Below are 22,993 nucleotides of genomic sequence, written 5' to 3'. Positions count from 1 at the left end.
GAGGCGGCGGGCGGCGGCGAGTATTTTCTGTTATGCCAATTGACGCAACTGGCCTACGCCCACTAGCTTCTGTGTCATGTCTGAGCCGAGGGGGCGGGGGCGGCCCCGCAAGGACCCGGAGAAGCTGGCCCGTTGGACTCCGCCGGAGGGCTGGTCCCGGTTGGTGGCCTGGGTCTCGCCCGAGGAGAAGAAGGCGCTCAAGCATGTCGCCGTCGATGCGGAGGTGTCGGTCGCCGAGCTGGTCCGCTCGCTGGCGAGCGGGCTGGCGGCCGGTGTGATCGACGCGGACGAGCTGCTGGGACACGTCCGGAGGGGTGTGCAGGTCATGGAGAAGATCCCCACGCTGTTCGAGCGGGACGACCGTTTCGGAGTCGTCGACCGCCCCCGGGCCGAGTGCGCCTGGGTCCTGGCGGGGGAGGGGGCGCCGACCGAGAAGCTCGACGGCACGAACGTCCGCCTCACCGTGCGCGCCGGTCAGCTGGTGCGCACGGAGAAGCGGCGCAACCCGAGCAAGGCGCAGAAGCAGCGGGGCATCGTCGACGGCTGGTACACCGACACGGACGAGCGGGCGGCCGAGGACAAGTGGATCCTGGCCGCTGTCCGCAACACCGACGTCTCCGGCTGGCCGGACGGGGAGCACCCCTGCGAGGCGCTGGGGCCCCGCATCCAGGGCAATCCGCTGGCCCTGGACGACCACCTGTGCGTGCCGTTCAACCTCGACGTCCCGGTCTACCGGGACGTGCCGCGCGACTACGACGGGCTGCGGGAGTACCTCGCCGCCCTGGAGAGCCGCTACGCCCCGGGGCACCTTGCCGAAGGCATCGTCTTCCACCACCCGGACGGCCGCCGCGCCAAGATCAAGCGCAAGGACTTCCGGCGGTCCGCCTGACGCGCGGGGCGGGGGGCGGTGCCGCGCGTCAGATTCGCATCTGCCACCAGTTCGCCAGCTCGTCGATGATGGGCAGCACGGAGCGCCCTCTGGGGGTCAGCCGGTAGCGGACGCGTGGCGCCGAGCCGCCGATGTCGAGGACGGTGCGGTCGACCAGGTCCGCGTTCATCAGGGTGCGCAGGGCGCGGTCCAGCGGCTTGTTCTCGGTGAGGCCGGTGGCGCGGGCCAGTTCGCTGTGGCACCGGGGGCCGGTGCCCAGGTGGCAGAGCACGGGGAAGACCCACTTGCCGGAGAGGACGCGGGCGGCCTCGTGCGCGTCCTGGTAGTGCTGGGTGGCATCGGCCCGTGCGCGCCGGCCGGCCGGCGCCAGGTGGGGGTCTCCCGTGTCTCCCGTGCCGTCCCCCTCGGCCGCGTCCGCGACGCCTTCGGGCGGCGCCACGCAGGGGTGGCCGTCGGGGAGCCGGCTCTCCACGGCCGGCGGCGCGGGCGCGGCCGAGGTCCGTGGGCGGGGCGACGTGTGCGTCAGCGTCATGCCAGGACACCTTCCGGACGGAAGTGCATTGCAGCTGAAAAGCTTTGCATGGTACCCACGTTGCTATCACTCGTGCTGACGGGGGGTCAAGAGTCGGCATGCCCGACGAAGAGCGCCACCGACCCCACCACCGTGACGTCGTAGCGGGTGAAGGCGCGGGCCAGCGCCGCTTCGAGGTCCGCCCGCCGGTCCCGCCGGTTGCTCATGATCCCGCGCCAGTTGGCGGCGGCAAGTTGCCCCCGCGCCAGCCAGTTGTGCGCCGGGCCCTGCCCGAGGATGGTGGTCCCGAAGAGCGTCCCGCCCGGGCGCAGCACCGCCCGCGCGTGGTCGAAGACCACGGCCTTGTCCGGCAGCGCGCCGGGCAGGCAGTGCAGCAGGTTGAACATCCCGATCGAGTCCACCGAGTCCGGCGGAAGCCCCCACGGCTCCAGCACGTCGGCCCGGTGCACGCGCGGCGCGTACCGGCGCAACCGGCGGGCCGCGTGGGCGAGCGAGACGCCGTTGAGGTCCATCAGCGTCAGCCGCGGGTCGGCGACCGGGAACCGGCACTGGTCCAGCAGCAGCCCGGTGGCGACGCCGACATCGAGGTGGTCCGCGGCGACATGCCGGTCGTACAGGTCCAGCAGGTGCCGCTTCGGGCAGCGCCAGGCCACCGGTGAACTGATGCCGTACACATAGGTGTCGTAGATGCTCAGGAACAGGCGGTTGTACGCGGCCTGCCCCCGGTACGCCGGGTGGCCGCGGTCCACCGCGCTCATGCCGCCTCCGGGCGGGGCGTCAGCCGGATCACCGGCAACTCCCGCTCCGTGCGACGCTGGTAGGTGGCGTAGCCCTGGAAGCTCCGCACCAGCCACCGCCACGCGGCGGCCCGCTCGTCGCCGGCCAGCACCCGCGCCCGGACCGGCCAGCTCCGGTCGCCGACCCGCAGGGTGGCGTCCGGGTCAGCCACCAGGTTGCGGAACCACCGGGGGTGCTCGGCCGAGCCGCGGTAGGAGGCGACGATCAGCACGTCGTCCCCGTCCCTGAAGGTGAACACGGGCACCGCGTACGGCTCGCCGTTCCCCCGCTGCGACGTGGTCAGGATGCCGACCTGGTGGCCCAGCATCCGCTTGCCCAGCCGGCCGCCGGTGCGCTCGTACAGCGCCACGTGCGCGGCGTTGTTCACCTGCTGGGCGAACCGGCCGAAGCGGGTGACCCGCCTTCCGTGCGGTGGCGCCGTCATCTCGTTCTCCCCGTGCTTCCCGTCGTGGGTCTTCCCCCACTCCCGCTGGCCCCGCCCGGCCTTCTGAGGCTCGCTCGGGTCCCTCGGGGTCTCGGTCGCCCGGCTGGCGCGCAGCCGCTGGGTCAGCAGCGTGGGGACGACCCAGCAGGCGTGGGTGAGGGCGAGCCGCTCCAGGCTCGCGCCGTTCGCGCGCTGGAACGCGAGGGTGGTGCCCATCGCGGTGGCGGCGCCGGTGACCGCCGCGTTGCCGGTCGGCACGTGGGCGAGGCCGTAGACCGCGCTCACCAGCAGCGCCGCCCGGTGGGGCCCGTAGCGCTCGGCGAGCCGGTCCTGGACGACGCCCCGCCAGAAGAGCTCCTCGCCCGGGGCGATGACCAGCGCCAGGCAGGCGCACATCCGGGCCGGGCCGATGGCCGTGGCCAGCCCGCTCAACGTCTCGGCGTCCCGGCCGAGTCGCGGCGCCACCCGGCGCGACGCCGCGTCGGCGAGCGTGCCGGCGGCCACCAGGCCGGCCCCCACGGACAGCGCCACGCGCACGTCCCGGCCGGTCAGCCGCCCACTGGTCGCCGGCCGGCCGACGGCGAGCGCCGCCAGGCCCAACGTGCCGTGGGTCAGGGCGAGTCGGCGCCAGTGCGCGCGTTCGGCGCCACGGAAGGCCGCCGCCATGCCGGCGGCCGCCAGCGGCACCCCCACCACCGGGAGGGCCGACGCCAGGAAGGCTCGTGTCGAGCTGCGCGGCATGGTCAGTCCCCCCGGCCCGCGCCCGACGCGGCGACCGGTGCCACCGGCCCCGGCCGCCGCAGCGAGGGGAACTTGGTGTGCACGCAGCGGGTCCACACGGCGGAGGACAGCGCCCGCCGCAGGGCCAGCAGCACGTGCGCGTCCACGCCCGCCCGGTAACGCGCCCGCGGCCGCCTGGCGGTGACCGCGCGCAGCACGATCTCGGCGACGCGTTCGGGCGTCACGCCGCGGGGGAGGCGTTCGGCCATCTGGCCGGCCATCTCGCCCACCAGGTCGCCGTACGGGCCGGCCTCGTACTCCTTGAGCGCCGGCACGTTCTCGCCCCACCGCGAGTTGACGGCGCCGGGCTGGACCAGCGAGACCCCGATACCGAAGCGGCGCACCTCAAGGCGGAGGACCTCGGTGGCGGCCTCCAGCGCGTACTTGCTGCCGTGGTAGGCGGCGCCGACCGGCAGCACGAGTTCGCCGGCCATGGAGCTGACGTTGACGATCCGTCCCCGGCCGCGCTCCCGCATGCCCGGCAGGACGAGCTGGATCAGGCCCACCGGGCCGAAGACGTTCGTCCGGAACTGCGCCTCCCAGCGGTCCAGCGGCACCTCCTCCAGCGGGCCCAGCTCGCCGTACCCGGCGTTGTTGACGAGGACGTCGACACCGCCGTACTCCTCGGTCAACTCCTTGACGACCAGGCGGCGTTCGGCGTCGTCGGTGACGTCGAGCCGCCGGACGTCGCAGCCCGCGGCGGCCAGCGGGCCCAGCGCCTCGGTGTTCCGCGAGGTGGCGACGGTGGTGAACCCGGCGCGGACCGCGCGCAGGGCGAGGGCGTGGCCGATGCCCGAGGAGCAGCCGGTGATCAGGACCACGGCGGGCGTGCGTGTGCTCATATGAAGACCCCCAGGGAGAAGTCGGCACTGACCCCCGGGCCGAACCCGGCGACGAGACCGCGCGCCCCGCTGCCGGCCACGTCGTCGTCGAACAGCCGGGCCAGCGCGTCGAAGATCAGGACGCTCGCGGTGTTGCCGTGCTCGGCGAGCGCGGCTCTGCTGAAGCGGTGGTGCGCGGGATCGATGTCGAGGTAGGTGGTCAGGTCGTCGAGGATGCGCGGCCCACCGGCGTGCGCGACGACGAAGTCCAGGTCCCCGGTGCTCCAGCCCGCGTCCGCCACCAGCTTCGCCATGCCGGGGGTCACCGCCCGCATGGTGTCCCGCACCCGGCTGTCCAGCCGGAAGTGGAACCCCGTCTCCCTGACCTCGTAGGAGATCCAGTCGGCGGTGTGCGGGATGGTCTCGGCCGCCGAGGGGCCGACGCGCAGCCCCCGGCCGCCCGCCCCCCGCATGACGGCGGCGGCGAACCCGTCACCGAAGAGCCCGGCGGCCAGCAGGGAACCCACGTCGGTCTCGGTCGGCTGGTAGCACAGCGAGCACAGCTCGCACGCGACGATCAGGACGTTGTGGTCGGGGAAGGCACGGCAGTACCGGGCGGCGTTGCTGATGGCGCTGCTGCCCGCCGCGCAGCCGAGCTGGGCGACGGGCAGCTGGTGCAGCCGGGTGGAGAAGCCCAGCTCGTTGATCATCCAGACGATCGGCGACGGCATGGTGAAGCCGGTGCACGAGACGAAGACGACGGCGTCGATCCGGTCCCTCGTCAACTCCGCCTGGTCCAGGGCCGCCTGGACCACGTCGGGCAGGTAGCCACGGACCGCCGTCCAGTACAGCTCGGTGCGGGCGGCCACCCCCGGGTGCCGCAGCGTCTCGTCCAGCGGTTGCAGGAGCCGGCGGGTGCGCACCCCGGTGTTCTCGATCAGCCGGACCGCGGTCGCCAGCCGGGGGTGGTCGGGGTGCAGGCGGCGGGCGCTTCCGACGGTGTCCGCCAGCGTGATCTCGTGGTCCGGGAACTGCACTGCGGGGCGGCACAGCACGGCCATGCGTTCCCCCTCTCTCGCGCGGCACCGGTTCGGCGGTGCCGTGGCGCGTCCAGGTCGGTCAAATCCAGCCGGCAAGCACGAAGAGCGCGAAGAAGACGGCGAGCAGGCGCGGCAGGTGGAACCAGGACGGCATGGTGCCGCCCAGCCGCGAGCGCAGCACGCCCACGGTGAGGTAGGCCGCGTAGGGCAGGGTGAGCAGCGGCGCCGCGTAGCGGAGCGAGCCGAACTCCACCGCCACCAGGGCGACACAGGGGTAGGGGCCGGCCATCAGGACCACGTACCAGGCCTTGGCGGCCCGCTCCGACAGGGCGTGGGCGAGGGTCCGCTTCCCGGCCCGCAGGTCCTCGGCGACATCCCGCAGGTCGTTGTGGAACATCGTGGCGGCGAACAGGAAGCCCGCGGCCACCGCGCCCAGCACCGCGGCGAGCGTGAGCTGCTGCGCGTTCACCCAGACCACCACGCCGACCACCAGGCAGCCGGTGAGCAGGAAGTCGACCAGCTCGCCGAGCCCCCGGTGGCCGAGCGGGCTGGGGCCCCCGGAGTAGATCAGGATGACGAAGGCGAACGGAAGGACCAGCAGCGAGGCCGCACTCGTGGTGGCGAGCAGGTAGGCCAGGGCGACCACGGAGGTGGCGAAGCAGGTCAGCCCCACGACCCGCACCCGCTCCATGGACAGCCCGAGCGCCAGCGCGCTGCCGGGCCGCGCGTTGTCCGGACGGTCCACCCCGCGCCGGTAGTCGTCGTAGTCGTTGATCAGCCGCCGGCCTATGCTTTCGGGAACAAACAGCGCCGCCGTCAGCAGCGCCCGGCCGGTGGACAGGGGCCCGAGTTGGCGGGCCAGGGTGAGCCCGTAGGCGACCTGGGCCAGTACGACGACGGTCATCTGGAGCCCGAGCGCGGATATCCAGGCGCGGACCCGGCCGGGCGGAACGCTATTCGCGTCCTTTACCGCCGTGCGCCGCTGAGTGTCTCCCATCGGGAAATCCGACATCAATGGCTCTCCACTTGTGTGGCTCATCTACGGCTTACTCTGACCATTACTGAAATCCCGTCGGCGACATTCAAGATTCCGGCTGTCGATCATGTCCAGAGACAGCGGTGTCCCGAGGAGACACACGTGTCCTTACCGCCCCGTGTGCGGCTCTGCTACGGTCGGGCGACGATCTTCCCGGGAGATTCACGGAAGGTATTCCCGGGACGAAGTCGCCTACGAAGTCCGTGCGCCGACTTCCTTTTCCCTGGGGGCGGAATGAGTCCTGACGCGCAGCACGCAGCAGACATCGCCGAGCTACCGTATCCGTTCGCCCCGCCCGAGGGGCTCGAAGTCCATCCGCGCTACCGGCAGCTCCAGGCGGACACCCCGGTCTGTCCGGTCCGGATGCCGTACGGCGACCCGGCGGTCCTCGTCACCCGCTACGAGGACACCAGGACGGTGCTCGGCGACTCCCGGTTCAGCCGGGCCACGCCGCCGGGGAACGACCAGCCGCGTACCACCCCCGACGAACTCCCCCTCGGCATCATGGCGATGGACCCGCCCGAGCACACCCGCATGCGGCGGCTGCTCTCCGCCACCTTCTCGCCCCGCCGCGCCGAACGGCAGCGGCCGGCGACGGAGGCGCTCGCCGGCCGGCTGCTGGACCGGATGGTCGAGACCGGCCCGCCCGCCGACCTGGTCACGGACTACGCCTCGCCGCTGGCGATGGGCGTCATCTGCGACCTGCTCGGCGTGCCCATCAAGGACCGGGAGGACTTCCACCGGTGGGCCGTCGCCGTCGCCGGCGGGCTCGGCGGCGAGGGCGTCGAGGAGCGGATGGAGAGCATCGCGACGCTGGCCACCTACATGGCCGAGCTGATCGCGCAGCGCCGCGAGACGCCGACCGACGACCTGATCGGCGAGCTGACCCACACCGCCGACCAGGGCGAGCGCCTCTCCGAAGGCGAACTCATCCACCTGTGCATGCTGCTGCTCGTCGCCGGATACGAGACCGCGGCCAGCCAGCTCGGGCACTGCGTCCACCTGCTGTGCACCCACCCCGACCAGCTGGCGCTGCTCAGGGAACGGCCCGAACTGCTGCCCGCCGCCGTGGAGGAGCTGCTCAGGTTCACCCCGCTGGCCGTCTCCGGTGGCTACCCCCGCTTCGCCACCCGCGACGTGGACCTGGGGGAGGGCCGGGTGCCCGAGGGCACGGCGGTGCTCACCCTCGTCGGGGTCGCCAACCGGGACCCCCGGGTCTTCGACGACCCGGACCGGCTCGACATCACCCGGCAGCACAACCCGCACCTCGCCTTCGGCCACGGCCCGCACCACTGCGTGGGTGCCGCGCTGGGCCGGATGCAGCTCCGGACAGCGCTGCGCCTGCTGCTGGAACGACTGCCCGACCTGCGGCTGGCCACCGACCCCGGGGAGCTGACGTGGAAGCCCAACCTGCTGCTGCGCGCCCACACGAAACTCCCGGTCGCGTGGTGACCGGCCGGCTCCGCGCAGCCCAGGGCGGGACGGCCGCGGTGGCACCGTGGCCCGGGTTCGACCGCCTCGCGAGCGACCTGACCCGTGTGCGGGCGTCGATGGCGACCGTCACCGCCATCGAACCGGCCGCGGTGGAACGGCCGTTCACCCACTACGTGCAGCACCAGGGGCGGCTGTTCCGGCCGGTGCTGACGCTCACCTCCGCCTACCTGTTCGGGGCGCCGCGCTCCACGTCGGAGCGGGAACGCCTGGTCGCCGCCTGCACCGGCCTCGAACTCATCCACCTGGCGACGCTCTGCCACGACGACATCTGTGACCAGGCGGCCACCCGGCGCGGCCGCCCCACCGTGCACGCCGCGTTCGGCACCGAGGCGGCGCTGGTCTCCGGCGACTACCTGCTGGCCTGCGGCACCTCCGCCCTCGCGACGCTCGGTGGCCGCCCGGCGCGGCTGGCCGGCGACACGCTGCGGGAACTCTGCCGCGGGCAGCAGCTGGAGATGGTCGACCGGTACGACGTGGCGCGCACCGAGGAGGCCTACCTCTCCGCCATCTCCGGCAAGACGGCCGCCCTGATGTCCGCCGCCACCCGGCTGGGCGCGGCGCTCGGCGGCGCCTCGGAGGCCGACCAGGACACCATGGCGGCGTTCGGGCACAGCCTCGGCCTCGCCTTCCAGATCTGGGACGACGTGCTGGACATCTGGGCCCCGCCGGGGGTGACCGGCAAGCCGCCGGTCAAGGACATCGAGAACGGCGTCTACACCCTGCCGGTGATCTACGCGCTGCGCGAGAGCTGGCGACACGGGGGCGAGCTGCCGCGCGTGCTGAAGCAGCGGCCCGCCACCCCCGACGAGCTGGACGAGGTGGTGCGGCTGCTCGGCGAACTCGGCGTGCGGGAGCGGGCGGTCGCCGTCGCCCGGCACCACGTCGACGAGGCGCTGGCCGCGACCCGACGCGTCGACTGCCCGCCGGAGGCCGCCACCGCGCTGGTCGAGGTGGCCCGCCGGCTGCTGCCGGAGATCGAGCCCCTGCTGCCGACCCGGCCGGACACCGTCTCCCGCTGACCGGCCCTTCGGCAATCCCGACAAGCACCCACGCACGAGGAGAGGAGCCCGCCGTGCAACCGTCCCCGGCGGAGAAGAAGGACGAAGACGAGGGCGCCGCCCACTACCGGATCACCATCGACGCCCCCGCCGCCGACGTGCTGGCGACGCTCCGGGACCTGGCCGCCTACCCGGACTGGCAGAGCGGCATCGACTCCTTCGCGGTGCTCGACTCCGACCACCGCGGCCTGCCCCTGGCCGCGCGGATGACGGTGCACGCCATGGGGATGCGCGCCACCATGGCCCTCGCCCTGGAACACGGCGAGCGGACGATGCGCTGGCGGCTGACCGAGGGCGACGTCATCACCCGCAACGACGTGGAGTACACGGTGGCGGACCTGCCGGACGGCCGCACCGAACTGCGGCTGCGTCAGGTGATGGCGCTCAAGTGGCACATGCCCGCCTCGGTGACCAAACTCTTCACCGAGCAGAAGATCGCCGGGACCATGGAGTCGGTCAGGAAGCAGGCGGAGCGCACGGCCCAGCGCCCGCGGCCCTGACCCCGGCCGGCCCCACACGCCGACGCCCCCGTCGCACGCGCCAGGACGCGTACGGCGGGGGCGTCGGCCGTCGCTCCCAGCGCGCGGCCGGCGGCCTCACCCCTCCGCCGGCGGCTTCACGCCGGTCACGCCGTAGATGATGCCGGTGTAGCCGACCTTCCGCATCGGCACGTCGCCGTGCCGGCCCAGCGTCCAGGCGAGCAGGTCACGGGTCCGGGGAAACAGCCCGTAGGTCTCCACCGGCACGCCGTTCGCCGCGCAGGCGCGGGCCAGCCGGCGGGGGTCGACGAACATCCGGTGGTCGTGCGTCCCCTTGGGCGCCGCCCAGGAGACCGGGGTGTTCTCGCCCAGCGTGATCACCGCGAACCTGGCCGGCCAGGTCCGCGCGATGGTGTCGATGATCAGCGTCCCGCCGGGCTTGAGCAGCCGGCAGCACTCGGCCACCACCCGCTCCGGCTCGTCCACGTGTTCCACGCAGCAGCCGGCGACCACCACGTCGGCGAACGCGTCCGGCAGCGGGATGTCGCGGATGTCGCCGATGACGACCTCGTCGACCCCGTGCCGCCGCGCGATCTCGGCGCTCTTCGTCGACACGTCCACGCCCACGTGCCGGTAGCCCTTGCCCGCGATGTACGGGTGCAGCATGCCGCCACCGCAGGCGACGTCGAGCAGCACGGCGTCCGGCCGCGTCGCCGGCGCCACCTGCTCGCCCCGGGCCCTGGCGATCCAGCGCAGCACGGAGAACGGCCCGCGCGGCTGCCACCAGTACGCGGACCAGTTGTCGTACTCGGGAACCGTGGTCGTCATCGGCTCTCCTCCTCGGCGGGCTCGGTGTGTGCGGCGTGCAGGGCCAGGGCCCACAGGGCGAAGGCGTTGGTCAGGGCGTCGTCCGACGCGTACACGTTGTTGGGGATGATGATCAGCCACTCGCGTTCGTCGGCCCAGGTCCCGTCCGCCTCCTGCCGCGCCATCAGGTAGTCGGCGGCCGCCGACACCCGCTTGGGGTCGGCGTCGGCCAGGCCGGCCAGGTGCAGGGCGCTCAGGCACCACGCGGTCTGCGTCACCGAGCTGGTGCCGGCGGCCGGACGCGTGGGGTCGAAGGCGGAGGCGATGTCCTCGCCCCAGCCCCCGTCGTCGTTCTGGTGCAGGAAGAGGAACTCCATCGCCGCCGCCATCGCCGGGTGGTCCGGCGCGAACCCGGCCGCCCGCAGGGCGATCAGCACCTGGGTGGTGCCGTACAGCCGGCCGCCCCAGCGGGTGGCCCAGGAGCCGTCCACCGCCTGCTGGTCGAAGAGCCAGCGCAGCGCCCGTCGCACCCGGGGGTGCCAGCCGAAGCCCTCGAGGCAGAGCATCTCCACCACGTGCGCGGTGACGCAGGGGGAGGGCGGCTCCACGAAGCTGATGCCGGCCAGCGCCCGGCCGCCGACCAGCGCCCAGTCGCTCATCCCGTAGCCCGACCAGCCGCCGGAACGGGTCTGCCACTCCATCACCCAGCGGATGCCCTCGGCGACTGCCGCCGCCGTCTCCGGGGTACGCGTCGCCCGCAGCGCGCTGAGCGCGCCGATGACCATCGCCGTGTCGTCCACGTCCGGGTTGATCGAGGGAATCCCGTGGAAGTCCCAGACCCGCGCGGGCGGATGCGGGGCGTTGTGGGTGGCGTCCGACCGGTGCGCCAGCAGCCAGGCGACGGCCCGGTCGGCCGCCGGGTCGGCGCCGGCGCGGCTGCCGGCCGCGGCCAGCGCCCGCAGGGTGATCGCGGTGTCCATCACGGTGCTGTGGAAGGTGCGCACGCGCAGCGTGCCGTCCCGCCTGATGTGGTACGCGTCGCAGGCCGCCAGTCCGCGGGCGATCGCCGGATGGCCCTTGCCGAACCCCAGCGAGTGCAGCGCCAGGGCGCACACCATGGTCTCCGCCCAGCTGCCGCCCCAGGTGCCGTCCGGCTCCTGCCGGCCCAGCAGCCAGCGCTCGGCCCGGTGCAGCGCCCGGCGGCGCAGCGGGGTCGGGGAGACCCGGTTGAGGCCGTGCGCCAGGCGGAGGACCGCCGTCCCCGCGGCGCGCGCCGGCTCCGCCCGGAAGGCGGGGCGTGGGGAGCCGCGGCGGGCCGGCCCGGCACGCAACGGGGCGGTCTCCAGCGGCAGTCGGCGCACCGGGCGCACCACGCCCAGGATGCCGACGGCGACCACCACCTCGCGGGCGAGCGGCTCGAAGTCGTAGACGGAGCCGGGGAACCAGCGGGGGAGCAGGATCAGTTCGGGCGGCAGCGGCGCGATGTCGTCCCAGCTCACGACGCCGACGAAGGCCAGCCAGAAGCGCGCGGGGATCATCTCGATCGACTCGATGCCACCGTGCGCCCGGACGAACCCGGCCGCCCGCTCCAACGCCTCCCGGTCCTCGGGGTGGCCCGCGAGTTGCAGGGCGAGGTGGGTCACCACGGAGCAGGAGAGGTCGGAAGGACCGCCGGTGTAGACGGGGAAGCCCCCGTCGGCGTTCTGCTGCGAGACGATCCAGGCGCGCTGCTCGGCGATCCGCGCGGGGTCGGCGGTGTCCAGGAAGTGGTGCATCAGGATGTCGGCGGCATCCCACATGGTGCCGCCGACGGCGAGGTCGCCGGCCCAGTTCCCCTCCCGGCCCTGCCGGTCGCACAGGGCCGCCCGCCCCACGGCGGTGGCGTCGGAGGCGGACCGGGCTTTCGCGGCGAAGTTCATGGAACGTTCCCTCCACTGGCGTCATACATCCGCTGGGCGGCGAGTTCGAGAAGTGGTCGCTACTGATTCCGTACGCGGGGAGACTTCGCGTATCCGAGAGCCGCGGAGCGAGAGAAAGTGGCGCGGCTGTCGGAACTGTATCCCATGGCCCCCGGCGAGTCCACGGTGATCCACTGGCGTCATTTCGGGCGTGGGCAGGGGAGTTCCGCAGGGAGAGGCCGGGATGTCACCAACCGGAAAAGTCCGCGGTCGCGCGCGATTCTCCCCGGCGGCTACGGCACGTTATTCCGGAGCCATCTCCGGCGGGGTTCGAGCGGCGGACGTCACGGGATGTGTCCCGTCTTGTGCCGGGATGCCGCCACCGGCCACGGGCCGCGTTCCCGGACGAGGGGTGAGCTTGCGGACGACCTCTAGGCAAACCACGCATAAGCAAACGTTGGCAAAGGTTTCGGTCCCGGCCCGGTGCGGCGGGCGGGCCGCGCCCGACTGGCCGTGCTCGCGCACCGCGCCGGCTCGGCCCACCGGGCGGAGCGTGTCCCGCCGCCCGCGGCGGGCACGGCCGTGGCGGGACGGCAACGAGCGACTCGCGGGCGATTCCCCGTTCTTCGCCGATCTCCCCAGCCGCGCCGCACACGGCCCCGCCGCTGGACCTCCGACCGCGGCGGCGCCGTACCACCCGTCGCTGCCGCGGATCTGGCCTTCGCGTCACGGAAGCCAACAGCCGGAGCCGCTGACCCCGGAGCCACCACCGCCGCGCCCGATCACCAACTCGGCCATCCTGACACCACACCAGTTGCCTACGCCGAAAGCGCCGAAAGCGCCGAACCCCGGCCACCGGGAAAGCGAACCGCGACCGGATGACCGACGCGACACACGAGCGCTGAGCCGGTGTACGGAATGCGCGATCCCGACTCCGATTCCGGAAGGCGGAGATCCACCCCGCTCGTCAGGTCCGGTGAGGCACCGGTCCGGCGGTCGCGACCACGGTGATGACAAACCGGTCCGGACACACCACGGGGTGCGCGGGCGACAGCTGTCGGAGCATGTGCGCACGCAGCTCCTCCGGCGTGAGCCGCGACGTCCGCGTCTCGACATGGGCGACCAGCACGGAATGGCCGGCGTCTTCCGTCACTCGGAGGACCGCGCCGGCGACATCGGGATGTCTCTCCAGTGCCGCGACGCTCTCGCCGAAGGAGAACACATCCACCCCTCTGCGGCCGAGGTCCGCACGCCCGGTTCCACAGACGCGCTCCCCGAACATGGCCCGCATCGCCTCCCAGGCGACATCACCTTCGGAGAGAAGTCGCCGAAGCAGCTGTTCTGGTCCGGCGAGCAGGCCGCGCATCTGTTCCGTGCTCATACTGAGACTGTTGAAGGTGCCGAATCCGTGCAACGTCTCGCTCCGCAGGCGAAACATCAGATAGGCGTCCAGCCCGGTGAGATCGGCGCCGCTCTCACCCGCCCCCATCAGCAGCTCGCGCTCCCCGGCTGACTCCAGCTCGGCGGCGAGCACACTGTCCTGAGAGGTCAGCTGGTTGAGCGGCACCTCGTAGTCGAAGTTCACCGTGATGCCCTCCGCGAAGGAAGCCCCCCGGGCCCGCTCCGCGCGGGCCCGCATCTCCCGGTAGGTCAGATGACTGACGCGGTACCGGCGCTGGACCCGGAAGGACTGGGACCTCACCCGTTCGATGATCCTGCCGAGGCTGGGCCGGTCACTGGTGTCGATAGTGAGGGGAAGTATCTGGTGGTAGCAGCCGACCGTGTTGTTCTCCTCGGGCGTACGGCCGGCGAAGTGTGTGCGCACGGTGGTCGTGGGGCTGCCGGAGATCAGGGCGGCGAGGGCGACGATGGTCGAGGTGTAGACGACGGCCGGGCTCGTCTGGAACCTGCGCCCCGTCAGGACGAGTGCCGGATGAGCCGCGAAGGATTCGTACTCCGAGTGATAGCGCTCGATGACCCCGCCGCGAGCCGGGGCGAACAGCCTGTTGGGCATCCTCTCGATCTCCTTCTCCCAGAAACGCAGGGAGGCGCTTCGCATACGGGACAGCGGACCGGAGTGTTCGGAGAGCGCCGAATCGACGGGGTGCGGTGCGGCTTCCGCCGTGGTGAGTTTCGTTCCCCGGCCGGCGAAGACGCTGTTGAGCCGTTGGCGGAGCACCTGAGCGCCACGCCCGTCGATGACGGCGTGACTGACCGAGAGGACGACACAGCGCACATACGGCCCGTCCACCACCATGCCGACACGCGTCAGCGTCCTGCCCTCGACGGTGAATTCCGTGTGCGTCAGCTCCGCGATGAGTTCCTCCGCGGTCACCTCGCCCGCGTCCCGTTCGAGTACCTCGAATTCCCGTACGGGGTGCACGTGCTGCCGCGGTCGGCCCTCCTCGTCCAGGCCGAAGGAGGTCCGCAGGGACTCGAAGGGGTCGACGGCCTCGTGCAGCAGGCGGCGTGCCATCCGGCGCGTGGTTCCCGCCTCGGGCACCACATGCGACACCACGTTGGTGCCGATGCCGTGCCGCAGCTTCCACCACTCGAACTCCTGGGCGCCGACAAGGGGACCGCTGCGGACGACGGGGACCGCTTCTTCTGTGCCCATGCTCACCCTCACTTCCTGCCGGTCAGGCTTCCGGAGACGGGTCGGTGTACGCGTTGCCCTGGATGGCGTACAGCTCGGCGTAACGGCCACCGGCGGCCAACAGCTCCTGATGACTGCCGACCTCCGCCAGCCTCCCCTGGTGCAGCACGACGATGAGGTCGGCCCCGGTCACCGTCGAGAACCGGTGGGAGACGATCACGGTGATCCCACCGGTCTCGGCCGCCAGGGCCCGGGCGCGGCTCATATAGCTCTGGAAGATGGCGTGTTCGCTGAACGCGTCGAGCGAGGCCGTCGGCTCGTCCAGGACGAAGAGCAGCGGTTGCCGGCGCATCGAGGCCCGGGCGAGCGCCGTGCGCTGCCACTGCCCCTCGGACAGCTGTATCCCGCCGAGTTCCCGCCCGAGCTGCGTGTCGAGACCGTCGGGCATGCGGTCGAAGATCTCGTGCGCCTCCGCGGTGCGGACCGCCGCGCGCACCCGTTCGTCGTCGTCGAGGAACGCGGGGTCGCCCAGGCCGACCACTTCACGGGCGCGCACGTGGAAGCGCCCGAAGTCCTGGAACGCGCAGGCCAGTCGCGCGTGCCAGGAGTCGGTGTCCAGCTCCGCCAGGGAGGTGCCGTCCACCCGCACCGTGCCGGCGTCCGGCTGGTAGAACTTCGCGAGCATCTTGACGAGCGTCGTCTTGCCGGACCCGTACTCGCCGACCACCGCCACCACGCTGCCGGCCGGGATGTGGAGGCTCACCTCGTCCATCGCGGGCGCCGTGGTTCCCGGGTAGGTGTAGGTGACCCGGTCGAGGTCGATTCCCTCGGTCAGCCGGTCGGGGGCGGGCACGGCGGCCCCGCGGCTGGCCCGCCTGCCGGCGGCGTGGTCGCGCAGCCAGAGGTAGGGGACGATCAGGCGGCCGGCGCCGGCGGTGTCGCTGGCCCGGGAGACCGCGGTCTGCACTGACTGCCGGAGGCTGGCGGCGATCGTGATCATCAGGACGATGTCGCCGATGCTGCCGTCGCCGCGCTGCGCCTGATGGGTTACCAGCGCCAGGCCGCCGACGAAGGCGGCGCTGAAGACACTCCACCCGCCGAACCGCCACAGCGCCGCCACCAGCCGCGCCCGGCCCCGGACGCCGGTGGCGGCACGCCAGGCGTCGGTCTGCAGCCGCGCGAGCTGCTCCCCGACTCCCGCCACCCGTACCTCCTTGCCCTCTCCCGCCGAGGTAGCCAGGTCGAAGAGGTGCTCCTGCAGGCGGTACTGCTCGGCCGAGGAGATCTCCGCCGCCCGTACGACGCTCTCCCCGCGCTGGCCGGCCCAGATGGGCGCGGCGGCCATGGCGAGCAGCACCACCAGCCAGGGGTTGACCTGCCCGAGGACCACGAGGGAGACCGCCAGCTGGAGCAGGGTGAACACGGTGGTGATCGCCGCCCACAGCCCGTCGGTGAGCCCCCAGGCCGCCCCACCGACCACGGTCACCCGGTCGAGATAGCCGGGGTTCTCCAGGTGCTCCAGCCCGTCGATGGTGGCGATGTCCAGCTGGATCTGCTCCTGCAGATCGGTCATGCCGACCCGCTCGACCAGCAGGATGCGCAGGTTCCCCAGGAGCCCGCCGATCACGCTCATCAGGCCGTACCCCGCGGCGGCGCCCACCGCGCCGACCACGGCGGCCGCGAGGTGACCGTGCATGCTGTTGTTGACGATGGCGCGCAGCGCCAGCGCGATCCCGGCCACGGCGACCACGTTGAGCGTGAGGGTGGCGAACATCGCGCAGGTCAGCCGTGGTTCAAGGCGCCAGGACAACCGCAGCAGGTGCGCCCAGACGGACAGGTAGCGTTTCACTGGACGGCTCCCTCGCTGGAATCTGCCCGTGGCTCGTCTCGCGCGCCCCGCCAGTCGGAGTCGGTGCTGAAGCGTTCGGCCTGCAGGGCGAACATGCGCGCGTACTGGCCGCCGCGGGCGATCAGCTCGTCGTGGCTGCCGCACTCGCTGATCCGGCCGCCGTCGAGCAGGACGATCCGGTCGGCCGCGCGGACGGTCGAGAGGCGGTGGGAGATCAGCACCACGCTGAAGTCGCCCTTCCGCCGGGCGAGTCGGCCGAAGATCTCGGCCTCGCTGCGGACGTCCAGGTGCGCGGTCGGCTCGTCCAGCACCAGCAGTCCCGCCCCGGTCCTGACCGCGTACAGCGCGCGCGCCAGGATCACCTGCTGCCACTGACCGCCGGAGAGCTCGACACCGCCCTCACGCGCGCGCGTCAGCGGGGTGTCGAGACCGTTGGGCATCCGGGCGACGACATCGGAGAGCCCGGCCTGCTCGACGACTTCGGCGAGTGCGGCCCGGTCCCGCTGCCGTCCGGTGTCCGCGGTGAGGGAGATGTTGGCCGCCATCGAGAGGTGGTACCTGGCGAACTCCTGGAACACCACCGTGATCCGCTGCCGCCACCGGGCGATGCCCGCGTGCCAGACGTCGGTGCCGTCCACCGTGATCCGCCCGCTGGTCGGACGGTAGAGCCCGGAGAGCAGCTTGATGAGGGTGGACTTGCCCGCCCCGTTGGCCCCGACGATGGCGAGCAGCTCACCCGGCCGGATCTCCAGGTCGAGTGCGTCGAGCACCGACGCCGAGGTGCCCGGGTACCGGAAGCCGACCCCCTCGAAGCGCACGGCGGGAAGCGCGGCGGGTTCGCCGGCGGGCACCGGGCTGGCGGAACCGCTGTCCGGATCGTCCGCCCTCGTGGTGCTCAGTCTCTGGCGCAGCGCCGTCCACGCGTGTTCGCCGGGCAGCGCCCCGACGATCGCGCGCGCGTCATAGCCGGCGATCGACTGGTACACCCCCCAGGCGGCCATCAGCAGCGCGCTCGCCAGCGAGACGGAGATGCTCTCCTGCGAGGCGGCACGCGCCACGACCACGAAGCAGACGCCCAGGCCGCCCCCCACCAGCCAGAACTTCACCCACTGCTCGCGCAGGTTGCGCGCCCCCACCGCCCAGACCGGCTCGAACATCCGGAGGACGTGGTGCCGCATCCGGTCGGCCGCCAGCCGGGCGAAGCCGAAGATCCGCACCTCCTTGCCCAGGGACGGCTCGATCAGCATCTTCGACCAGACGTCCGCGTGCATCCCCTCACGGATGCCGCGGCGCCACTGCCGCATGAACTCGACACCGTGCCTGCTCCACAGCGCCTGCACGATGGCGGACGGAATGGCGACCACGGGTATCAACCACCAGGCGAACGTGGCGAGGATGCCACAGGAAGCGATCAGCCCCAGGGCCTCCGCGCACATCCGGGTCTGGGCGAGGCAGCCGTCCCCCGGCGTGCGTTCGGTCCAGTTCCCCGGCTCGGCCTTGGCGAGCCGCACCAGCTCCCGGACCTCGGGCTCCTCCAGGACCTCGATGGTCTGGCAGGCGGCCGTCACCCGCAGGACATCGGTGCGCCGACGCCCGTCGATCCGTGCTTTGGCGAAGTACTGGAGGGGGGTGCTGAGCGCCTCCAGCGCCTGGGAGAGCACCAGCACACCGGCGTAGCCGAGCAGCGCCGGGCCGACCGCCGTCAACAGTCCCACGTCGGTCGGCTCGGAGACGCGGGAGATCACCCAGGCCAGGGAGAGCGCCGAGAGCGCGGGGAGCACGCCGCTGAGAAGCTCCAGCGCGACCACCGCCGTGGCCAACGGACCTCCCGCCGTGGGCAGCAGCGCGAGCAGCCGCGCCCGGTCGCGCAGCGTCACCCGGTTCTCCCGATGCTGGAACGCTCGCATCACGGCCGTGAGCAATCCGATCCCCCCTGAGGTCATCTCCGTGCCGGAGTGGTGAGTGCGTGGCCGGCGGCCGCGCCGTTGGCGGTCACCCGGCTCCGCTGCCGGCTGCCGCCACCGGTTGGCCACCGCCGCCTCCGCGGTGGCCACTTCCCGTGTGGTGCTCCGAACCGTCGGCCCGCGGGCCGGCCGGAGCCTGGCCCGGAGCGCCCGTTCCCGCCGCGGCGCCGTCCCGGTCAGGGGCGCGGCTTCGCGGCCGCTTCGGTCGCCGCCGTGGCCCGGCTGGCTGGTGGCCGACGCGCCGGGCCACCGCTGGACGGCGGCGGTGTGGGCAGCTCCGCCGGCGGGCCACGCCGTCCGAGCGGCGTCACGGCGAAGTCGCGCGCCCCAGACACATCGAGCAGGCGCGTACCGTCGCCGCGCGCCCCCGGGCGAACTTTCCGGCGACACAGGCCATTCCGACGGCAGCGTGCCCGGCGCCCTCCCCGTTCTTCGGCGCGCTTTCCCTCGCTCATTCCGGGGGCCGGGGAACGCATATCGCCCTGGCTGGGAATCCCGCGGCACGGTCCACAACCGCCGTATGCTTCGCGGCTTTTTCAACTGCTTGTCGGAGCTCGTCCAATGCCCTGACCCACTTCGCTGGTTCACAGTCGAACTACGGTGCTTCGGCCGTGCAGTCGAAGCGCTTCACTTGGCCAGGGGCTGACTGTAGGGTGCCGCTGCGACACCGTCAAGACATCTCGTTGGGTATCTGATGAGGAGTAACTGGGGTATTGCGCTTGCCTGGAGCGGTGCGGCACCTTCTTCTTCGGTGGCGGGGCGGCGCGGGCTGACCATCCCAGGCGAAGCGATTCGACCGGCCTCGCCATTTCGGGCATTCTCTTCACAGGCAGGCGAAATCGGTCGAGATGGAAGGGGGAGTGGAGCAGTCGGTACTGCGTGATGGCGCCGCATCTGATGTGTGTGACGCGGCCTTTCGGCTGTTTTCGACATCGATCGGGCTCGCCGGCAGCGTGGATATCCGGGGCACCGGCCGAATTCCCCTTTCACCGGCGGCTGGTGACGAATGCCGGTGCCCTACGGCCGGTCCCCTTCGCTTGGCCGCGCATACGTGGCGCCCGCCCGGCTGGCAGTCCGACGGTGAGCCGCGCTTCGGCGAGCCGCACCTCGCTCGACCGGGAACTCGGGCTCGGTGGCGGGGTCAACGCGCGAACCACCGCTTCCCAGAGCGACCATGCCCATGGGCAGGCCCGAGTCCCTGCCGAGCACGACGCAACGCTCAGGCGAGTGGCAGTCCTGATCGCCCGACCACCCATTCGTGGGTCGCCGATGTCGGCACTCCCAGGTCCTCGATCTCGAAGGCCCTCTCCTCCCAGAACAGCGATGCCCCGTCGAGCTCGGCCACCGACGCGGCGAAGCGTGTGGCGATCTCCTGCCAGACCGCCTGTGGGTCCGGGACCAGAGCCAGGTTGACCTCCCAGCTCTCGGTCAACGCCCTCAGCCACGCGAGATGGCACCGGGCATACGCGGACAGCGACGAGTTCACGGACCGCAGGAGCGGCTCGGTTCCGACGCCGTCGGCGAAGTCTCCAGCCGATCCAAGACTCAGCTCGACGATGCTCTTCGCCACGTGCGCACGACGCCCCGGATCCGTATGTGCTCGCGTCGTGCTCTCGACCTCGACGAGGACGGCATCGCCGCTCGTGGCGAACACGTCACCGACCAGCCCCGGGCCCTCGATCCGCAGGCGATCGTCGGGGTGCAGACAATGCCTCGGCGAGGTCATCCGCACCTGCGGAACCCACGCGAGGGGCCACTCCTCCAGTACCTGCCGCGCCGTAAGTCGACGAGGACGCACAGCGCAGACGAAGCCAGCGGCCGCGAACCGCGACGGATCGATCTCGGAGAAGGGGTAATGGAGGCTCACCGCAGTTATGGTGCCTCACCCCGGCCGCGGACCGTTCGACGGCAGCCTGACGGCGTCGGCGGGCGGGTCCACGTCGGCGCGGTAGACGACCTCGCGGCCGTCGAGCACCGTCCGGCCCGGCACAGCGCGCGAAGCGCCCGGTGCACGGTCGGCTTCGGGCTGCCCGTCACGTGGGTGAGCTCGTTCAGGCCCACCCCGTCGGGATACCGGGGCGAGCGCCCTGCGGACGGCGAGTACCCGGTCCGAGCCGACCAGCCGACCAGCCGGCCCTCGGCGGAGCCGGTCACGCCGTCCGCACCGAGGTCTGTTGATCCGTCGTACGGCTGCGTATGCTCACGATGTTCCAAACCGTGGACCTCGTACCGATTATGGGAAAACACCTGATGGGGACACTCCGCAGCGCACAGTGGTACGCGGGCCAGGACCGCAACGCCTACCTCCACCGGGCCTGGATGCGACGAGGTGTCCCGAGTGACGCCTTCACCGGCCGGCCGCAGATCGCCATCGCCAACACCGCTTCGGACCTGACCCCCTGCAACGCACACCTCGACGAGGTGGCGGCCTCGGTGCGCAACGGCGTATACGAGGCCGGCGGGATACCGCTGGAACTGCCGGCGGTGTCGCTGGGCGAGACGAACGTGCGGCCCACGGCGATGCTGTGGCGGAACATGGCGGCGATGGCCACGGAGGAGATGCTGCGGGCCAACCCCATCGACGGGGTGGTGCTGCTGGGCGGTTGCGACAAGACCATCCCGTCCCTGCTGATGGCCGCCGCGTCGGTTGACCTGCCCGCCGTCGTCGTCCCCGGCGGTCCGATGCTCAACGGCACCTTCCGCGGCAGCCTGCTGGGCTGCGGTACCGGCGTGTGGCGGCTGTCGGAGGAGGTGCGGGCGGGCACGCTGTCCCAGGAGCAGTTCGTCCGTTCCGAGTCGTCGATGATCCGCAGCCGCGGCCACTGCAACACGATGGGCACGGCGTCGACGATGGCCCTCGTGGCGGAGGCGCTGGGCACCGTGGTGCCGGGCGTGGCCGGGACGCCCGCGCCGGACAGCCGTCTGCTGGAGGCCGCCCACCACACCGGTCGCCTGGCGGTCGACATGGTGGGCGCGGACCGCCGGCCGGCGACGTTCCTGACCAAGGCGTCCTTCCACAACGCGATCGTGGCGCTGGCCGCGATCGGCGGCTCGACCAACGCCGTCGTGCATCTCCTGGCGATCGCCGGACGGTTGGGCATCGAGTTGACGCTGGACGACTTCGACCGCGTCGGCTCCCGCGTACCGGTACTGGTGGACCTCCAACCGGCGGGCCGTTTCCTCATGGAGGACTTCCACCGCGCCGGAGGTCTCCTCGCCGTCCTGCGCGAACTCCGTGACCTGCTCGACCCCGAAGCCCTGACCGTCACCGGCGAACCGTTGATCAGCTACCTCGACGACGCGCCGATCTGGGACGGCGAGGTCATCCGCACCCGCGCGGAACCCCTGGTCGCCGAGGGCGGCATCGCCGTCCTGCGCGGCAACCTCGCCCCCGACGGCGCGCTGATCAAACCCGCCGCCGCCTCCCCGCACCTGCTCCGGCACCGAGGCCGGGCCGTGGTCTTCGACTCCATCGAGGACTTCCACGCCCGCATCGACGATCCGGACCTCGACGTGGACGCCGACTCCGTGCTGGTCCTGCGCGGCTGCGGCCCCAAGGGCTACCCGGGCATGCCCGAGGTCTCGAACATGCCGCTGCCGGAGAAGCTGTTGAAGCAGGGCGTGCGGGACATGGTCCGGGTGTGCGACGGCCGGATGAGCGGCACCGCCTACGGCACGGTCGTGCTGCACGTGGCGCCGGAAGCCGCGGCCGGCGGCCCCCTCGGCCTCGTCCGGACCGGCGACTTCGTCACCCTCGATGTCGAGGCCCGGCGCATCGACCTGGACCTGCCAGCCGACGAACTCGCCCGCCGCACCCCCAACCAGGCGACCACCACCGGCTTCGCCAACCCCGCGCGCGGCTGGGAACGCCTCTATGTCGACCACGTCCTGCAGGCCGACACCGGAGCCGACCTGGACTTCCTCGTCGGCTCCAGCGGCTCGGACGTAGGCCGCGAGTCGCACTGACGACCCCCTCGCGCGCCTGGCGGCGGCACCGGGCCGGGTGGTCGTCCGCGTCCCAGCGCCTCCGACGAGGCGGAAGCCCGCTGGAACTACGCCTTCTGGCTACAGAACGAGCTCACGATCATCGGCGACCTCGCCCGAGACCCCGACGGAGCCGCAGCACGCCACCGGTGGATCAGCGAACTCGGACTTCGGTACGACAAGCCCACGCACCCCGGGGACTGGATGACCACCGTGGAGCCGACCGCCGTGCTGATCAAGGCCAACTTCGATCAGGAATGCGTCCACCTCGCTCGCGACCTCCACCACGATGGCGGCATCAAGAGCGTGATCGTCAGGCCCGTGCCCGTGATCCTCCACGAGCTGGAGTACTACGAGCGGATCGCTCGCCGGACCGAGGCGGCCAACCCGCCCGGACTCGCCGACGACTTCACGGCGTGGGTCCGCACCGGCTGAGGCATCGAGGGAGTTCCGATACCCGACTCCACCGTCACACCCGGGCCCGGAACGCGGGGAGTTCTCCGGCCTCGGTGGCCCCATGCACGGCGGGCGCCCGGCGTTTGGG

18 protein-coding genes are annotated in these 22,993 nt (G+C 72.2%); 6 read left to right on the top strand and 12 right to left on the bottom strand.

Annotated features, from left to right (window positions below; genetic code table 11):
* The first annotated feature begins 76 nt into the window (after positions 1-76).
* On the top strand, positions 77-889 hold the full coding sequence (locus tag RM844_RS20895; RefSeq protein WP_311668831.1) for a hypothetical protein: 813 nt from the start codon (positions 77-79) through the stop codon (positions 887-889).
* Positions 890-917: 28 nt separating this feature from the next.
* On the opposite strand, the gene RM844_RS20890 is transcribed toward RM844_RS20895, so the two are convergent.
* The 6 genes from RM844_RS20890 to RM844_RS20865 form a co-directional block, all read right to left on the bottom strand.
* A complete protein-coding gene (locus tag RM844_RS20890; RefSeq protein WP_311668830.1) occupies positions 918-1,421 on the bottom strand; it encodes a winged helix-turn-helix transcriptional regulator in 504 nt (167 codons plus the stop codon).
* An 86-nt stretch (positions 1,422-1,507) separates the two neighbouring features.
* A complete protein-coding gene (locus tag RM844_RS20885) occupies positions 1,508-2,179 on the bottom strand; it encodes a class I SAM-dependent methyltransferase (protein ID WP_311668829.1) in 672 nt (223 codons plus the stop codon).
* The gene (locus RM844_RS20880; protein ID WP_311668828.1) at positions 2,176-3,384 is read right to left on the bottom strand and encodes a nitroreductase/quinone reductase family protein; all 1,209 of its coding nucleotides are present in this window, start codon (positions 3,382-3,384) and stop codon (positions 2,176-2,178) included. Before RM844_RS20880 ends, RM844_RS20885 begins: the two co-directional genes overlap by 4 nt.
* A 2-nt stretch (positions 3,385-3,386) precedes the next feature.
* A complete protein-coding gene (locus RM844_RS20875; RefSeq protein WP_311668827.1) occupies positions 3,387-4,265 on the bottom strand; it encodes an SDR family oxidoreductase in 879 nt (292 codons plus the stop codon).
* Positions 4,262-5,305, bottom strand: coding sequence for a type III polyketide synthase (locus RM844_RS20870; protein ID WP_311668826.1), 1,044 nt, complete (start codon positions 5,303-5,305; stop codon positions 4,262-4,264). The genes RM844_RS20875 and RM844_RS20870 overlap by 4 nt, the downstream gene beginning before the upstream one ends.
* A gap of 58 nt (positions 5,306-5,363) precedes the next feature.
* Positions 5,364-6,281: a prenyltransferase gene (locus RM844_RS20865; protein ID WP_311668825.1), complete on the bottom strand. Its 918-nt coding sequence runs from the start codon at positions 6,279-6,281 to the stop codon at positions 5,364-5,366.
* A gap of 273 nt (positions 6,282-6,554) precedes the next feature.
* Here RM844_RS20865 and RM844_RS20860 point away from each other — a divergent pair, with 273 nt between their 5' ends.
* From RM844_RS20860 to RM844_RS20850, 3 genes are all read left to right on the top strand, one after another.
* On the top strand, positions 6,555-7,772 hold the full coding sequence (locus RM844_RS20860; RefSeq protein WP_311668824.1) for a cytochrome P450: 1,218 nt from the start codon (positions 6,555-6,557) through the stop codon (positions 7,770-7,772).
* A gap of 98 nt (positions 7,773-7,870) precedes the next feature.
* Positions 7,871-8,833 (top strand): polyprenyl synthetase family protein, encoded by a 963-nt coding sequence (locus RM844_RS20855; protein WP_311668823.1) that lies wholly within the window; start codon positions 7,871-7,873, stop codon positions 8,831-8,833.
* A gap of 53 nt (positions 8,834-8,886) precedes the next feature.
* The gene (locus RM844_RS20850) at positions 8,887-9,372 is read left to right on the top strand and encodes an SRPBCC family protein (RefSeq protein WP_311668822.1); all 486 of its coding nucleotides are present in this window, start codon (positions 8,887-8,889) and stop codon (positions 9,370-9,372) included.
* Positions 9,373-9,468: 96 nt separating this feature from the next.
* Here RM844_RS20850 and RM844_RS20845 read toward each other — a convergent pair whose 3' ends face one another.
* The 6 genes from RM844_RS20845 to RM844_RS20820 all read right to left on the bottom strand — a co-directional run bounded on the left by RM844_RS20845 (position 9,469) and on the right by RM844_RS20820 (position 20,332).
* Complete coding sequence (locus tag RM844_RS20845; RefSeq protein WP_311668821.1) at positions 9,469-10,179, bottom strand: methyltransferase domain-containing protein; 711 nt, start codon at positions 10,177-10,179, stop codon at positions 9,469-9,471.
* Positions 10,176-12,077, bottom strand: coding sequence for a prenyltransferase/squalene oxidase repeat-containing protein (locus RM844_RS20840; protein WP_311668820.1), 1,902 nt, complete (start codon positions 12,075-12,077; stop codon positions 10,176-10,178). Before RM844_RS20840 ends, RM844_RS20845 begins: the two co-directional genes overlap by 4 nt.
* A 946-nt stretch (positions 12,078-13,023) precedes the next feature.
* Entirely contained in the window at positions 13,024-14,673 is a 1,650-nt protein-coding gene (locus tag RM844_RS20835; RefSeq protein WP_311668819.1) for a condensation domain-containing protein, read from the bottom strand.
* Between the two features lie 22 nt (positions 14,674-14,695).
* Entirely contained in the window at positions 14,696-16,501 is a 1,806-nt protein-coding gene (locus RM844_RS20830) for an ABC transporter ATP-binding protein (protein ID WP_311668818.1), read from the bottom strand.
* Positions 16,498-18,408, bottom strand: coding sequence for an ABC transporter ATP-binding protein (locus tag RM844_RS20825; RefSeq protein WP_311668869.1), 1,911 nt, complete (start codon positions 18,406-18,408; stop codon positions 16,498-16,500). The genes RM844_RS20830 and RM844_RS20825 overlap by 4 nt, the downstream gene beginning before the upstream one ends.
* A 1,276-nt stretch (positions 18,409-19,684) precedes the next feature.
* Entirely contained in the window at positions 19,685-20,332 is a 648-nt protein-coding gene (locus RM844_RS20820) for a hypothetical protein (protein WP_311668817.1), read from the bottom strand.
* Positions 20,333-20,715: 383 nt separating this feature from the next.
* On the opposite strand from RM844_RS20820, the gene RM844_RS20815 reads away from it, so the two are divergent.
* Both RM844_RS20815 and RM844_RS20810 read left to right on the top strand, forming a co-directional pair.
* Positions 20,716-22,431 carry an IlvD/Edd family dehydratase gene (locus RM844_RS20815; RefSeq protein ID WP_311668816.1) on the top strand — a complete coding sequence of 572 codons (1,716 nt, stop codon included), beginning with the start codon at positions 20,716-20,718 and terminating at the stop codon, positions 22,429-22,431.
* Positions 22,432-22,653: 222 nt separating this feature from the next.
* Positions 22,654-22,884: a hypothetical protein gene (locus tag RM844_RS20810; protein WP_311668815.1), complete on the top strand. Its 231-nt coding sequence runs from the start codon at positions 22,654-22,656 to the stop codon at positions 22,882-22,884.
* The last annotated feature ends 109 nt before the right edge of the window (positions 22,885-22,993 follow it).

The organism is Streptomyces chisholmiae (assembly GCF_031845445.1).
In the GTDB taxonomy this organism is placed as follows: domain Bacteria; phylum Actinomycetota; class Actinomycetes; order Streptomycetales; family Streptomycetaceae; genus Streptomyces; species Streptomyces chisholmiae.
This window is presented reverse-complemented; position numbering and strand designations above follow the sequence as displayed.

Bases quoted from the DNA above. Each gene is read 5' to 3' on its own strand.
- RM844_RS20895 (WP_311668831.1), top strand. From the start codon at position 77: ATGTCTGAGCCGAGGGGGCGGGGGCGGCCCCGCAAGGACCCGGAGAAG.
- RM844_RS20890 (WP_311668830.1), bottom strand. From the start codon at position 1,421: ATGACGCTGACGCACACGTCGCCCCGCCCACGGACCTCGGCCGCGCCC.
- RM844_RS20885 (WP_311668829.1), bottom strand. From the start codon at position 2,179: ATGAGCGCGGTGGACCGCGGCCACCCGGCGTACCGGGGGCAGGCCGCG.
- RM844_RS20880 (WP_311668828.1), bottom strand. From the start codon at position 3,384: ATGCCGCGCAGCTCGACACGAGCCTTCCTGGCGTCGGCCCTCCCGGTG.
- RM844_RS20875 (WP_311668827.1), bottom strand. From the start codon at position 4,265: ATGAGCACACGCACGCCCGCCGTGGTCCTGATCACCGGCTGCTCCTCG.
- RM844_RS20870 (WP_311668826.1), bottom strand. From the start codon at position 5,305: ATGGCCGTGCTGTGCCGCCCCGCAGTGCAGTTCCCGGACCACGAGATC.
- RM844_RS20865 (WP_311668825.1), bottom strand. From the start codon at position 6,281: ATGGGAGACACTCAGCGGCGCACGGCGGTAAAGGACGCGAATAGCGTT.
- RM844_RS20860 (WP_311668824.1), top strand. From the start codon at position 6,555: ATGAGTCCTGACGCGCAGCACGCAGCAGACATCGCCGAGCTACCGTAT.
- RM844_RS20855 (WP_311668823.1), top strand. From the start codon at position 7,871: ATGGCGACCGTCACCGCCATCGAACCGGCCGCGGTGGAACGGCCGTTC.
- RM844_RS20845 (WP_311668821.1), bottom strand. From the start codon at position 10,179: ATGACGACCACGGTTCCCGAGTACGACAACTGGTCCGCGTACTGGTGG.
- RM844_RS20840 (WP_311668820.1), bottom strand. From the start codon at position 12,077: ATGAACTTCGCCGCGAAAGCCCGGTCCGCCTCCGACGCCACCGCCGTG.
- RM844_RS20835 (WP_311668819.1), bottom strand. From the start codon at position 14,673: ATGGGCACAGAAGAAGCGGTCCCCGTCGTCCGCAGCGGTCCCCTTGTC.
- RM844_RS20825 (WP_311668869.1), bottom strand. From the start codon at position 18,408: ATGCGAGCGTTCCAGCATCGGGAGAACCGGGTGACGCTGCGCGACCGG.
- RM844_RS20815 (WP_311668816.1), top strand. From the start codon at position 20,716: ATGGGGACACTCCGCAGCGCACAGTGGTACGCGGGCCAGGACCGCAAC.
- RM844_RS20810 (WP_311668815.1), top strand. From the start codon at position 22,654: ATGACCACCGTGGAGCCGACCGCCGTGCTGATCAAGGCCAACTTCGAT.